This is a genomic window from uncultured Methanofollis sp. (assembly GCF_937919355.1).
In the GTDB taxonomy this organism is placed as follows: domain Archaea; phylum Halobacteriota; class Methanomicrobia; order Methanomicrobiales; family Methanofollaceae; genus Methanofollis.
Map to the genome: position 1 here is coordinate 25,178 of NZ_CALFSA010000189.1, position 13,137 is coordinate 38,314.

The following is a 13,137-nucleotide window of genomic DNA, read 5'->3' on the forward strand; positions in this document are numbered from 1 at the left end:
GGGGGCCCAAAAAAAGCTGCCGGCCAAACAGAAACTGTAATATGCCCATAGCGTTATCCCCTGTTCTGACAATGGATTTTTTAACCTGGTTGGATATCAATTTCCCCCGCGACTTTTTCGACGAGGATATAGCGCAGCGGGCCCTCCGCCACCTCGGATACCATGAAAAATGGGACCTCTTCTCCGGGGACTACGCCCTCCAGCGCACGGCCGAAGGGAGCTGGTACGAATACCTCGTGTATGAGATCATGCTCGACCTCTCCCTCCGGACCGACCTCATACGCTCCATCGTCAGGAAAGGGGACGACGTGCAGGAACCCTGCCTCGCCCCGCACCCCGGCCAGAACGGATTTTTTTATTCGGAGAAGGGGAACCTGACCGTCCGGGGGAACGGACAGACGATCGCCGAGATGGACCTTCTCTTCGTGGACGACCACGGGGACATGGGATTTTTCGAGGTGATCACCTCGGCCATGGGCCTGAAGACGTTCCACGAGGAGGTCTGCTACAAGAAGAGGTTGCTCGGCGCCATGCTCGGGCAGACGAGAGTCCCCTTCGTCCTGGTCTCGTCGGTCGACGTCTCGCAGTATACGAGTATCCAGAAAATCGCGGCTGAACCCGACTGCCTCATCCTGATCACAAACCCAATCGAGGAGATAAGAGACCTGATCTACGAGGGGTCGCTCAGGAGACGCCCGGAAAAGCGCCCTCTTCACCCGAAGGTCATCGACGTCACCCGGATCACGCCCGGACATTCTTTCGACTATAGAGAGATCCACGACGGCAACAGGGAGAGGGTCGTCAGGGCGATGCTCTCCGGTGCGGACGGCGGGATGACGGCGGTCTCGTCGGTCGTCGACCCCCTCTCGAAGAAGGTCATGCTGGGTGCGCTGAATACGGCAGGGGTCGAGGCGATGCTCCACGACCGGGGGATCAGGATAAAAGACGCCGTGCTCTCTGCGGACGACGTGGTCAGGCGGTTCAGCAGGGCGGTGATCGCCTTCGATATCCCGGCCTACACGCCGGTCATCTACCTGAAAGTGAAGGGAAAGGAGGCGTACCTGAAGATCGTGCAGGACACTTCAGGGGACCTGGTCTTCCAGGACACACGGACGCCCAACCGCTCGATGGAGGGTTTTTACGACTGGTTGAACGCCGACAAACCCACTCTGCAGGTCGGGGTGGCGGAGAGGTATGCCTCTCTCTTTTTCCAGTCCGCATGACTGACCGGAGGGGAGGGGCCGGGACCGAGTCCGGTCAGTTCCTGGACGACTCGTCTGAGGGTGCGGACGACGACCCCGCCAGCAGACCTGAACAGATGCCGCAGAGGTGGACGGTGACCTGACCCCCGTTGCCGATGTGCAGTGCTCTGCTCCGGATTTTCAGGGCGTCGGTGATCACCTGCTTCTCCTCTTCGAGAGACCTGATCTCATTGTAGGCCTCCTGGATCTCTGGATAGTCCTGGCTGATGTCATACTCGGGGTCCATGGAGATCTGGTGTATGGTGTCTCTCAGTCTGTCCACGACGACCGCGATGGTTTCTGAGTCTGAACGACTTTTCTGGAGGATCTCATTGACGTTCGGGATCTTCCTGCTGAACTGCGGGATGTCGGTTTTTATTGTCTCGATCTTGAAGTCGAGGTATTCGTTCCCGGCAAGGCGATTGATCATTGATTGATAATACCGGACGACTTCATCTTTTTTCGATCCGATTTTATTGCGGAGGAGGAGGATCTTCATGTTGACCTCTTCTGTCATTGCGGTGGTAAGGGCGGTGATCTCCTCCTCCGACCGCCTGCAGATATAACACTCCGGGTGTGGGGACTCCCCAGGAACGGGTTCTGGGTTCGGGTTCCGGTTCTTCAGCATGTCGAGTAGAGCCATACTATATCAAATGAATTCTTGGAGTATAGGTTTTGTGATTTCTATTTCGCATAATTCTGTGTTTATTGTACTGAATGAATGATTTGCTTGGGGTGTGGGGTGTGGCAGGGTTTTGTTCATGTCCCGCGTCGAAGGGGGGAGAGAGGGGAGGCATTGGTATTCTGCTGTGCCGGGGAAACTTTTGTGAAGGTTTATGCGGGATGTAATCTCACTCGAAGTCCGTATGCGTTGCGAAACCCCCTCGTCCGTCCTTCCGCGACTGGACTCCTGAGGACGTCCCCGCCCTCGCCCGCCATGCCGACAACCCCGCGGTCGCCTGCCATATGCGGGACGCGTTCCCCCACCCCTACACCCGCAGGGACGCGGAACGTTTCATCGCCATGGCGACGCACACCCCCCCGGCCCTCATGCTGGCGGTCGAGGTGGGCGGCGAGGCTGTGGGGGGCATCGGCGTCCACCCGCTCCTCGATGTCTATCGCGGGACCGCCGAGATCGGGTACTGGCTCTCTGAGGAGTACTGGGGGAGGGGGATCGCGACCGATGCGGTGCGGGCGGTTGTCCCTCTGGCCTTCGACATCTTTCCGGTCGTCCGCCTGCAGGCAGGGATATTCGAGAACAACCCGGCGTCGATGCGGGTGCTGGAGAAGTGCGGGTTCTGCCGCGAGGCGGTCCACAGGTCGGCGGTCACGAAGGGGGGCGTGGTCATGGACGAGTACCTCTATGCCCTCCTCACCTCTGCTCCCGTCCGCCGAGGGCTTCGTCCCAGGAGCGGTTGACCGTCTGCCGGTAGATCTCGACAAACTCCGGCGACGGGATGAGGGGTTCTTCGAGGCGCTGTCTCGTCCCCTCGGAGAGTCTGCCGGTCGTCACGACCTCCTCCCCGGCCTTTTTCACGAGGTCCGTGTACCTCGCCACGGCGTCGGCGGCGGCCGGTTCTGTCAGCCACGCCCCGCCGCCCCGGTAGATCTCGGCGACGAACTCTGTCTCGTAGTTGCGTGCCATGCGCTGTGCGAGGAGCCTGAGCACCTGGAAATGGCTCTGCTCGGGAAAACCGCAGTTTGCGATCATCACGAACTTCGGGCACTCCCCGCCCCTACTGGGATGGACGGTCTCTCCCCCGGCGTCCACGGCAAAATGGGGGTCGCCGAGAGGGAGGAGGCGGTCGATGAAGATCTTCAGGCGGCTGGAAACGTTGTCGTTGTGGAGGGGCGTTGCGAAGACGACGATGTCGGCGGAGGAGAACAGTCCGATCAACTCAGCCATATCGTCCTTCAGGACGCACTCCGCCGTCGGCGACAACCAGCACTGAAAACACCCGCGGCAGTGATCGATCTTTTTCTCCGCGAGGAAGACGTTCTCGACGTCTGCGCCCGCCTTCGCCGCCCCTTCGAGGAAGGCGCCGACCATGACGTGCGTGTTGCCCTCCTCCCCCTTCGGGCTCCCGTTGAATGCGACGACTTTCATCTCTGTCACTGATCGTGCGATCGATGCGGGGTGGGAGATAAAGGTGTGGGTGGGTATAGTGAAGTTTTGAGTGGTTATAGCCCTACAAAAACAGAGATTTGTGCCGGGGTATAGCCCGACGAAATATCATGGCCGATCTCCTTGCACTCCTCGTGGAGCGGCAGAGACGTCGAGACCGGTGTGCGGCGGGAGCGTTATCTTGCAAAGATCAAAAAATATTGTGCCTCCGGGGAGATCGTGGTCCTCAGCGGCGTCAGGCGTTCGGGCAAGACCATCCCCCTGTACCAGATGATCCGCGACCTGATCCATACGCAGGGCGTCGACCCGAGATCAATCCTCTTTGTCAACTGCGACGTCCCCGCCCTCGCCCGTCTGGACCACCCGCTGGAGACGGTGCTCGACACCTACAGAACAGAGGTCTGAAGCGAGGAAGGGGCCTGGCTCGTCTTCGACGAGATGGACGGGAGACGTATGACTGATATGATCCCCCGCGTCTCGAAGGAGATTGTTGGGTTTGCTGTCCAGAACACGGTTGATGTGATCGGGCTGAAGGATCTTTTAGGGATCAGGTGCCGGACAGGTACCTCCAGCACCCATCATTCCTGGGCGTTCTTTGAACTCCAGTCATTCATCGAGTACAAGGCACGAGAAAAAGGCATATCGACGGTCTCTATCGATCCGGCCTATACCTCCCAGCCCTGTCCCCGGTGCAACCATATCAGCAAGAACAATCGGCGCAGAAAATAGTTTGTCTGCGAATGCTGCGGGCACTCGCTCCATGCCGACCTCATCGGTGCTCGGAACATCGAGTCTCGAGCACACACCACGGGTACACCCTGGAGGTGCAGGGGTGCAGTCAGCCACCCGGACGCTCTACAGGGAGAGTCTCAGGCCCCGGCCTTTAGGCCGGGGTAGTTGACATAACCGAACACAAATCAATATAGATCAGATCCCGATTTTTCAATTTTTTAATATTACTGTTTGGCGCGGTTATTTTTGTAGAATTTTTTCTTTCAGTTCCGATTTCTGTTTTTTATTCTATTCAGAACGTTTTTTTTCCATGCATACGGGCTGGTCTGGAGGTAGATTTAATATGCGAGATGGTGGAATAATGTACGTATTGTCACGAATTATAAGAGTTAATTCTTTTTCACCGGGATTGAATCGAATAATTCCCTGCTGTGTCCCTCTGGTATCAGTAACGTTTACGCTTCCTTCTCTCTCCTTTATGATGCCGTACAGGTAATGAGAAATAACCAGATATTCTTGATTTTCGATATTAAATACAATCCAATCGCCATAATGTGACCGTCTATATATTCTAACGGTATTATCTCGTGGGCACATAATGAGTCCTTTGTTATCCGGCCCCATTAATTTTGTGTTTTATTGATCTGGTATTTTATATCGGGTATTTCTTGATACAGAGCCGATATGAAATATATATGGGAAATTAAATTATTCCGACCGTTGCATCTTTTCTCAGAGACCATATCCCGAAACGTATCCTCAAAAAGTGTCAATCTCCCCATAATGTATCCTGTGGACGAGTACCTCCGCTTTTTTCAGGATCTCCTCCGGGATCGCGGGGATCTGGTTCTCGACCCTGACCCTGATCTGGTCGGCGAGGTCGCGGGCAGAGGCCTGCATGTCCCCTTCGAGATACCGGACAAGGTCGGAGGCGTACATATATGCCGCCGCACTGTCGCCGGTCCTGAGGTTCATGAGGACGAGGTCCCCGCAGTACACCTCCATCTAAATCTGATACAACGATTTTATGCAGAGGTCACCCCAGAACAGATCAGAGCCATCTGTCATGTCAATGGACTGACCCGCATTCGGATCTAGAAAATGGACACTCAGTCCCATAATGATCGCTCGTTCTTGGGACCGATGCATCCGGCATGTACTGTCATAGGAGAGTATCTACATGATCCCTATATCCCCCTCAAAATCCCGGCCAGCGCGAAGAGGAGGAGTCCGTTGACCACGACGACGCCCGCGATCACCATGCCCGAGACGAGGCCGGGCACGAGCATGCTGACCCCGAAGGCGATCGCAACGAGGTTCAGCACCGTCTGGGTGACCAGCAATTTTTTCAGGGCCGGGGGGATGGGCCCGGCCGGGAGGTCTCCGCCGCCCCGGAGCACCGGGAGAAACCGCCCGGCGAGGAGGACGCCGCCCCCGACGATGTTCAGGAGGCCGAGGAGGACCCTGAGCAGGTCGGTCAGGACGCCCGGCACGATGCAGGCGACGACGCCCAGGGCGGCGAAGACGGCCCCGATCAGGACCGTGAGCCACGAGCGGGTGTACCGGCCCACCGGCGTATCCCCGAGGGCCATCATCTGGATGGCCATGATGACCATCAGCAGGCCGAGCTGACCGTCCGGGGAGAAGGGGATCGCCCCCAGATTGACCGGGAAGAGGAGGAGGCCGAGGAGCACCAGGAGGGTGGCGATCACGAGGACGATGGCGACCGGGAGGGAGACCGAGGCGTCCCGGAAAATCATCCGCCCGCCTCCTGCACGCAGGCCGTCGGGCGTCATGTCTCCCCCCGGGGGTACGCCCTCGCCGTCTTCTGGATGCTCCACGCAAGATAGAAGAAAAAGACGCCGTAGAGGACGAGGAGCACCGCCGTCTCCGGGTCGGTCGTGATGCCGGGGATGAGGGTGACAAGGCCGAGGACGACCGAGAGCAGGTACACGCCCGTGCAGGCGACTGTCAGGTGCCGCAGGACGCCGGGCACCTTCAGCCACGTCCGCGCCCTCCCTTCGGCGAGGAACAATTGCAGCAGGAGAGCGGTCCCGCCGCCGGTGAGGAGGACGCCGACCAGGATGCGGACAGGTGCGGTCAGGGTGCCGGGGATGAAACAGGCGACCATGCCGACGACCGCCGTGCAGATGCCGAGCACGACGACCGCCCACGACCGGCGGAGGTCGCCGAAGGGCGTCTTCCCCATCGTGACGACCTGGAAGGAGACGATGACCAGGAAAAGTCCGTAGGTGCTGTCAGGCGTGTAGGGAAGGTCTCCCGTGTGGATGCCAAAGAGGAGGAGGCCGAAGAGGAACATGAAGACGCCGAAGACGAGGAGGATGACGACCTCAAAGGAGAGGTCAGACTCCTCTCTCAGCGTCGGAGAGGTTTTTTCGTTCTCGCGGCTCTCGACTACCAAATCCGTCTCTCCCCCGGGATGTATCAGGCAACGGGCCTGTGGATACTACACTCTGGGATAGATACTCGCATCATACTGCGATTTATATTTATTTGTCCCGTTGCCTGCGGGGCCTCGCCCATCGCCGGTCCCTCTCCCTCCCCGGCGCTCTCTCTCCATCCTCCCGATCCGGTTTCGACCGCACACCCGGCTGGCTGTTCCACCGACAGAGATCTCGTCTCAGGAATTTTTCAGATCCCGTGAGACAGGGAATGAATAGCCCAAAAAATATATCCCCTCTTACAATAATCCGCGAGCGAGGATACCCATGTTCAGACCACGAAACGACTTCACGTACCTGATGCCGGTCCACTTCGGCGGCGGCACATTCGATCCTGCGACGCTTGTCACGCAGAGATCGACGGCCCTGACTCTCACCTACGAAACCGAGAGAGACCTTCTGGAGAACTACATCCCCGAAGGCTTCGAACTCCTGGCCCCCGAGGTGCAGGTGAGTTTCAACAAATTCACCGAGATCAACTGGATGCAGGGCGGACAGTACAACCTCATCAACGTGTCGGCGCCTGTCAGGTTCCACGGCACGAAGGACCGCCTGGACGGTGCGTACACCCTGGTCGTCTGGGAGAACAAGACCGCTCCCATCCTCGGCGGGCGGGAGCAGACGGGCATCCCGAAAATTTATGCTGACATCGAAGACCTGCACATTGTTCGGCCGCACTATGCGACGACGGTCAGTTACGAGGGGAACACCTTCCTCACCCTGGACTTCGAGGCCGCAGGGCCGGTAACGGGCGAGGGCCTGGACGCCGTGAAGTCCCAGATGGCGTCCATGAACACCCTCGGGTGGCGGTACATCCCGAAGGTGGGGGCGCCGGGCGCGGAGGTGAGCCAGTTCGTCCTCTACCCCCAGGGCATGGAGGTGGAGTCGGCACAGGCGGGAACGGGCACCCTCAGGTGGACAGAGCAGACGCCGATGCAGAACCCGGCCCAGTACTATATCATCAACAGCCTCGCCGCCCTCCCCATAAAGAGGGTGACGCAGGCGGTGCTGACGGAGGGACGTGCCGTCCTTCGTGCGATGGGTGCGAGGGTCATCGAATGAGAGGTGAAAAGTATGGATGAGTATTACAACGGCAAGATTGCTATCGTCACCGGGGCGAACTCCGGGATCGGGTACGCGGTGAGCGAGGAACTCCTGAAGAGGGGGGCAATCGTCTACATGGCCGGACGGAGCCGGGAGAAGATCGCAAAGGCGGCCGGTCAACTCTCCGCGTACGGGGACCGCGTCCGCACCCTCGTCATGGACGTGACGAAGGAGGAGCAGGTGCAGAAGGGCATCGAGGGGACGGCGGCGGCGGCCGGGAGGCTTGACCTGCTCTTCAACAACGCAGGGGTGGGCGGCACCCTCCCCTTCGAGATGGCGACCCTGGAGGACTGGAAGACGATCATCGACACCAATCTCTGGAGCGTCATCTACGGCGTCCATTTCGCGGTGCCGGTCATGCTCAGGCAGGGGTCGGGCCATATCGTGAACACCAGTTCTGTTGCAGGCATCATCCCGCCTCCATTCCAGGCGCTCTACTCTCTCACGAAGTTCGGGGTGACCGGCATGACCGAGTGCCTGAAATACGAGTTTGCAGAGAAGGGGCTCCACTTCTCGACCATCTGTCCGGCCAATATCGCAACGCCGATCTTCAAAAAGAGCATCGACGGCAAAACCCACGACGACCTGCGGGTCCCGGACGACGCCTATCCTGTCGAGAAGGCGGCGGCTTTCATCCTGGACCGGGTGGCGGAGCAGAAGGGGATCATCGTCGTGCCCGAGGACCCGAACACCGATGTCTGGAAGGGGTATGTCCTCGGCGACCGGGAGGTGGAAGAGTGGTTGTACAGGATGGCGCACGACCGCAGGGAGGCGTTCGAGAAGACAGGGACGTATTTCTGAGATCAGGCTCAACTCTTTTTTTCGCGACGGCATGACGATGATAGTGCCCGTGATCATCTCGGCGAGTCGGGCGACAGATCTCCCGGCTTTCTACACGGAATGGCTCATGAACAGGTTGCGGGCCGGGTATGCGGTCTGGACGAACCCCTTCAACAGGAAGTCATCCCAGAGGGTTTCCTTTGAGAAGACGCGAGCGTTTGTCTTCTGGACGAAGAACCCGGCCCCCCTGATGCCGCACCTCGACGAGATCGAGAGGATGGGGTATCACTACTATTTCCAGTACACCCTCAACGACTACGAGAGGGAGGGGCTCGAACCCGGCCTGCCCCCTCTCGACGAGCGTGTCGAGACCTTCCGGGCACTTGCGGAGAGGGTGGGGAAGGAGCGGGTGATCTGGCGCTTCGACCCCCTCCTCCTCTCCGACGACCTCACTGTCGAGAGGCTCCTCGCACGGGTGAAGGGGGTGGGTGACCGCGTCCACGCCTCGACCGAGCGCCTGGTCTTCAGCTTCGCCGACATCGACGCCTACCGTGCGGTGCGGCGGCGTCTCGGCGGGAGTTACCGCGAGTTCGGGCCTGAGGAGATGCGGGCCTTTGCGGAGGGCCTCGCCGCGCTGAACAGGGACTGGGGCCTTGCCCTCGCCACCTGTGCGGAGACTGTCGACCTCTCCGCGTATGGGGTCGGGAAGAACAGGTGCATCGACGACCGTCTCCTCCGCCGCCTCTTCCCCGGCGACCCTGCGTTGGCGGCCTTCCTCGGCCCGCCGCCGCAGCGCGACCTCTTCGGGAGGATTGTCCCCACAAAAAGCCTGAAGGACAAAGGGCAGCGGGAGAACTGCGGCTGCATCCGGAGCAAGGACATCGGCGCCTACTCGACATGCCCCCACCTCTGCCTCTACTGCTATGCGAACTCGGCCGAAGGGGCGGTGCGGCGGAATTATGAGAGGCACCGGGCGGAGGGGGAGGGACTGGTGCAGACGGGGGAGTGAGATCTCCCGCTTCAATCCCGACATGCCTTCGGGGTCTCTCTCCGGGCCCTCTCACCGACTGCTTATCTGGTCATAGAGTTCGTCGTAATTTTCATACCAGAACATGCCGTATTCATCGACCATATACTCGTCAGAGTCCCGGTTCGATCTCCTCCTGGACGTGTCCCTGAATCCCGAGTGCACGGGGTTTCGGGTACCTGTGCCAGTGATTGCTCGCTCCGCTTTTTCTGCATAGCGGCGGATCGGTTCTTCCTCATCGAACTGTGCGTATTTCAGTTTATGCAGGGAATATGGGGTCTGGGACTGCAGCACGGGGAGGACGGACTCGTAGTAGGTTTCGTCGTCATAGCGGAAGAGCTGGATTATGGGTTCCACTGAAACCTGACCCATCTCTCTTGCTATGCTGGCGATCTTCGTGCGGAGATCCGGGGACGGAGCGGCTTCTTCTCGCAGCAGGTGGAGCATCGGGATGATGGTCCGTGTTTTCAGGGCACAGAGGGTCCCAACCATGGCGTCCATCTCGGGGTCATCGTCGCACTGTGTCAGGATGCGGCGGATACATGCCATTTTTTCGCCGAGGAGGGGATCGGGGATTTTTGTTACGATTCGCAGGCAGAGGTCTCTGTCAGAGGGATAGGCATGCTCGGCCCTCTCACAGAGGGGATCGATGCTGGCCTCGCCGATCGCAAGAAGGGATCTCTCGGCAGATCTCCGTACGCTGCTCATGCAGGTGGTGGTGAGAAGGGTGACGAGTGATCGAATGGGAAGTGTCGTGTCTCCTGTGCTGAGGGCGTCTCCTGGCGAGGTAATATGTGCAGGTCGTTCTTGTGTGAAGCCGCACTCCATATGTGACTCCCTTCATTTGATCGACCATATATGTTTTTATTTGTATTTTTAGAAATTTTTGTGCCATAATTTGCCTTAATATCTCACATATGGCCACAGAAGTGGGGGTGGCCCCGACGGTGCGGATGCCTCTTGACGGGGAGGCCCTGGCGCGGGCGATGGCCGGGGAGGACGTCCAGATCGCCTACGCGGTCGCGTGGCTCGAAGAGCAGGCGAGACCTGCGCGGACCCTCCCCGACGCAGGCGGCAGGCGGTGAGGGGTTTTTCCCCTCACGATTTTCACCCTTCCACAGCTCCGTTTTTCTTCGACGGATACCCGACCAGGGCGAACAGCACCGTCGCGAGGAGGACGATCACGGGGAATGTTGCAAGCGTTGCCGTCAGGCCGAAATGGTCGGCGATCACGCCTGAGATCGAACCGCCGATCCCGCCCGCACCCATGGTGATCCCCATGAACAGGCCAGAGATCAGGCCGATTTTTTACCCGTCCGCGCTTTGTCACCCCGGTTATCGTCCGGGATGCGGCCGAGGGTGTTACCCCGAGGATGTGATCACGGGTACCGCATTGAGGAAAGCGCCTCTCGTATTCATACGGGGTGTCGGGTTCGATCACGGCGCTGGTTGTTTCGGGAGGACCCTGACATCATCGAGAGTATCGACAGAGAAAATATTAATGCCGCCCGGACCCCTGAAGGCGTTCGAGGTGAAAAGTGCGAAGGAGTGAATATCCGCCAGATTAACAGAGCGAAGACAGATCGTTGGTATGGAAATGTGTGCGGTGATATCCGTTTCATGATGCGATCCAGAGAGTACGATTATGATGACAAAAAAACTGTGACGCCTCCTGCTACAGGAGATGGCTTCGACTTTCGCACATTCCGGCACATCCTGCGGATCGAGGGGCTCATTCCTTTTACCGGGTGTGCAATTCTCATCGGGTTTGCCGCGGCGCTCTGGGAAGTCGGTTTTTCAGGCGCTGACTGGCGCTTATTTGGTATCGCGGTTGTCGCAGTTCTCCTCGTCCACATCGATGCCCACATCTGGAATGATATCATGGATCTCGAGGTCGACCGGCGTGAAAAGAGCAGGGAAACGAAACGTGACCGGCCCCTCGTCTATGGGTGGGCTACTGTCGGCGATTACAGGAAGATGTCCGCGATTATCACGGTCCTTGTGGTGATCCTCACCGCATACCTGACGATGCAGCGGATTTTGATCCCACTCCTGTTTATCATGGGATTTTTTTTCGATTACGGCTATAACCATCCCCGCATCGCGCTGGGGCACCAGCCCTATACCGAATGGTACATTTTTCCCTGGCTGGTTGTCGGCGTGACGGTGACGATCGTTTATGCCGCGACCGGCATATTCTCTCTCCTGGCCTTCATCCTGTCGCTCCTGCACGGCCTGACGGTGACCTGTTTCGCGGTATCGATGATGCGTCGGGACGTACATTCCGACCGGTTGGGGGGGAAAAAGACATCTTCCGTCGTGTCTCCGGAGATCCCGCACGCCACGGTGTACGGCATCGTTACCTTGCTTGTGTCCGTCCTGATGTTCTACCCTCTTGTTTCCATTCTCGGCAGTACGGAGTTCGCATATCTTCTTATCCTCACAACGGCCGTTATCGCAGCGATTAACACGGTTTGCGGGGCAAGAATTGATCACCTGTGCACCCGCGCGTTATACTCCGTCTATCCTGATTTCGAGTCGAAAGCCAACACGGTAATGCTGCAGCAGGTGGGAGCATCGATGGTCCATGCCGTGGCGATCACCGTGATCGTACTGACGTCCGGGGGGATTGTATGAACGTTGCGATTGCAGGTGCCGGGATCGCCGGCGGGTATCTGGCCGGGCTTCTCGAACAGAGAGGGATCTCGCCGGATGTCTATGACGGCCGGGGACATGCCACTCGCTGTACATGCCGTTCGTGCGGGTGGGGTGCGCCGACGGGTATCGGACCGTACCTCGCCGATGTCGGCCTCGACCTGGACGACTACCTCATCGAACCCATGTCCCCGATGGATTTTGACGGCCTTGTGGCCACGACGCCCCTTTGCACCGTACATAAACCCCGGCTTCTCCAGGATCTCACGAAATATGCCAGATTGAAGCGGCAGGACCTGGTGCCGGAGAAGGCAGAGGACTATGATATTGTGGTGGATGCGACCGGGATCAACCGGGCTCTCCTTCCTCCCTGCAGGTCCGACCTGACGCTCCCGACGCTGCAGCACCGGGCAATCGTGGAATCCAGAGGGAGCGAGCGCCTTGGAGCGGGGGTGTACGGGAACCGGATACCGGGACTCGGGTACCTGTGGATCTTTCCTCTCGGACACGATCACTATCATATCGGCATTGGCGGTATCGGCCGTATCCAGCACGATAGCCTTCTGGAACGGTTTTATCGGGATGCGTCCGGGCAGTTTTCATTCACCCGGCAATGCGGCTGTCATGGTCTCGTCCGGGTCGCTTCTCCGTATTACTCGACGCCCTTCTCTGTCAGAAAGACGCGGAGCGACGGTTCGCCCCAGGTGATCATTGGTGTCGGCGAATCGATAGGGACCGTATCGCCGTTCACGGGAGAAGGAATTGTTTATTCTCTGGAATGTGCAAGACTTCTGGCAGATTCCTGGCCGGACCCTGAGGACTATACCAGATCGGTGCTGGGCCGGTTCGCCTGGATGAAAAAAGAGCGGGAAACGCTCGATTATCTTCTCTCGCCCGAAGGAAAGAGCGGGCCGAGGCTGCGGGATCGATGGAGGTTTTTCCGCAATGCTCGTCGTTCCGGGATCGGACTTCCCATGCTGCAGGCTTTCAAGCGGATGGGCAGCCTTTCGC

15 protein-coding genes and 2 pseudogenes are annotated in these 13,137 nt (G+C 58.8%); 10 read left to right on the forward strand and 7 right to left on the reverse strand.

Features of this window, described 5'->3' with window-relative positions; all coding sequences use genetic code 11:
- The first annotated feature begins 89 nt into the window (after positions 1-89).
- Positions 90-1,223 (forward strand): hypothetical protein, encoded by a 1,134-nt coding sequence (locus Q0520_RS09430; protein WP_298669331.1) that lies wholly within the window; start codon positions 90-92, stop codon positions 1,221-1,223.
- Positions 1,224-1,257: 34 nt separating this feature from the next.
- Here the strand turns inward: Q0520_RS09430 and Q0520_RS09435 are convergent, their stop codons facing one another.
- Entirely contained in the window at positions 1,258-1,884 is a 627-nt protein-coding gene (locus Q0520_RS09435; RefSeq protein WP_298669334.1) for a hypothetical protein, read from the reverse strand.
- Between the two features lie 311 nt (positions 1,885-2,195).
- Between Q0520_RS09435 and Q0520_RS09440 the strand changes: the two are divergent.
- Positions 2,196-2,660: pseudogene (locus Q0520_RS09440) on the forward strand (GNAT family protein); the annotation flags it as partial.
- Here Q0520_RS09440 and Q0520_RS09445 read toward each other — a convergent pair.
- A complete protein-coding gene (locus Q0520_RS09445; protein ID WP_298669369.1) occupies positions 2,614-3,348 on the reverse strand; it encodes a flavodoxin family protein in 735 nt (244 codons plus the stop codon). The pseudogene Q0520_RS09440 and the gene Q0520_RS09445 overlap by 47 nt on opposite strands.
- 141 nt (positions 3,349-3,489) lie before the next feature.
- Here Q0520_RS09445 and Q0520_RS09450 point away from each other — a divergent pair, with 141 nt between their 5' ends.
- Positions 3,490-3,771, forward strand: coding sequence for an AAA family ATPase (locus Q0520_RS09450; protein ID WP_298669336.1), 282 nt, complete (start codon positions 3,490-3,492; stop codon positions 3,769-3,771).
- A gap of 48 nt (positions 3,772-3,819) precedes the next feature.
- On the forward strand, positions 3,820-4,095 hold the full coding sequence (locus Q0520_RS09455; RefSeq protein WP_298669338.1) for a transposase: 276 nt from the start codon (positions 3,820-3,822) through the stop codon (positions 4,093-4,095).
- A 762-nt stretch (positions 4,096-4,857) separates the two neighbouring features.
- Here Q0520_RS09455 and Q0520_RS09460 read toward each other — a convergent pair.
- The 3 genes from Q0520_RS09460 to Q0520_RS09470 all read right to left on the reverse strand — a co-directional run bounded on the left by Q0520_RS09460 (position 4,858) and on the right by Q0520_RS09470 (position 6,520).
- Entirely contained in the window at positions 4,858-5,103 is a 246-nt protein-coding gene (locus tag Q0520_RS09460; protein ID WP_298669340.1) for a hypothetical protein, read from the reverse strand.
- 182 nt (positions 5,104-5,285) lie between these two features.
- Positions 5,286-5,858 (reverse strand): hypothetical protein, encoded by a 573-nt coding sequence (locus Q0520_RS09465; protein WP_298669342.1) that lies wholly within the window; start codon positions 5,856-5,858, stop codon positions 5,286-5,288.
- Between the two features lie 32 nt (positions 5,859-5,890).
- Positions 5,891-6,520 carry a hypothetical protein gene (locus tag Q0520_RS09470; RefSeq protein ID WP_298669344.1) on the reverse strand — a complete coding sequence of 210 codons (630 nt, stop codon included), beginning with the start codon at positions 6,518-6,520 and terminating at the stop codon, positions 5,891-5,893.
- Between the two features lie 307 nt (positions 6,521-6,827).
- Here Q0520_RS09470 and Q0520_RS09475 point away from each other — a divergent pair, with 307 nt between their 5' ends.
- The 3 genes from Q0520_RS09475 to Q0520_RS09485 are packed head-to-tail and all read left to right on the forward strand — an operon-like array spanning position 6,828 to position 9,453.
- On the forward strand, positions 6,828-7,622 hold the full coding sequence (locus Q0520_RS09475) for an acetoacetate decarboxylase family protein (RefSeq protein WP_298669347.1): 795 nt from the start codon (positions 6,828-6,830) through the stop codon (positions 7,620-7,622).
- 12 nt (positions 7,623-7,634) lie between these two features.
- Complete coding sequence (locus Q0520_RS09480; protein ID WP_298669349.1) at positions 7,635-8,465, forward strand: SDR family oxidoreductase; 831 nt, start codon at positions 7,635-7,637, stop codon at positions 8,463-8,465.
- Between the two features lie 31 nt (positions 8,466-8,496).
- The gene (locus Q0520_RS09485; protein ID WP_298669352.1) at positions 8,497-9,453 is read left to right on the forward strand and encodes a DUF1848 domain-containing protein; all 957 of its coding nucleotides are present in this window, start codon (positions 8,497-8,499) and stop codon (positions 9,451-9,453) included.
- 51 nt (positions 9,454-9,504) lie between these two features.
- Here Q0520_RS09485 and Q0520_RS09490 read toward each other — a convergent pair whose 3' ends face one another.
- Positions 9,505-10,299: a hypothetical protein gene (locus tag Q0520_RS09490; protein WP_298669355.1), complete on the reverse strand. Its 795-nt coding sequence runs from the start codon at positions 10,297-10,299 to the stop codon at positions 9,505-9,507.
- An 89-nt stretch (positions 10,300-10,388) separates the two neighbouring features.
- Here Q0520_RS09490 and Q0520_RS09495 point away from each other — a divergent pair, with 89 nt between their 5' ends.
- The gene (locus Q0520_RS09495; protein ID WP_298669358.1) at positions 10,389-10,556 is read left to right on the forward strand and encodes a hypothetical protein; all 168 of its coding nucleotides are present in this window, start codon (positions 10,389-10,391) and stop codon (positions 10,554-10,556) included.
- A 22-nt stretch (positions 10,557-10,578) separates the two neighbouring features.
- On the opposite strand, the gene Q0520_RS09500 is transcribed toward Q0520_RS09495, so the two are convergent.
- On the reverse strand, positions 10,579-10,752 hold the full coding sequence (locus Q0520_RS09500; protein WP_298669361.1) for a hypothetical protein: 174 nt from the start codon (positions 10,750-10,752) through the stop codon (positions 10,579-10,581).
- Positions 10,753-10,920: 168 nt separating this feature from the next.
- Here Q0520_RS09500 and Q0520_RS09505 point away from each other — a divergent pair, with 168 nt between their 5' ends.
- A complete protein-coding gene (locus Q0520_RS09505; protein WP_298669363.1) occupies positions 10,921-12,108 on the forward strand; it encodes a prenyltransferase in 1,188 nt (395 codons plus the stop codon).
- Positions 12,105-13,137, forward strand: a pseudogene (locus Q0520_RS09510) (hypothetical protein); the annotation flags it as partial. The gene Q0520_RS09505 and the pseudogene Q0520_RS09510, both read left to right, overlap by 4 nt.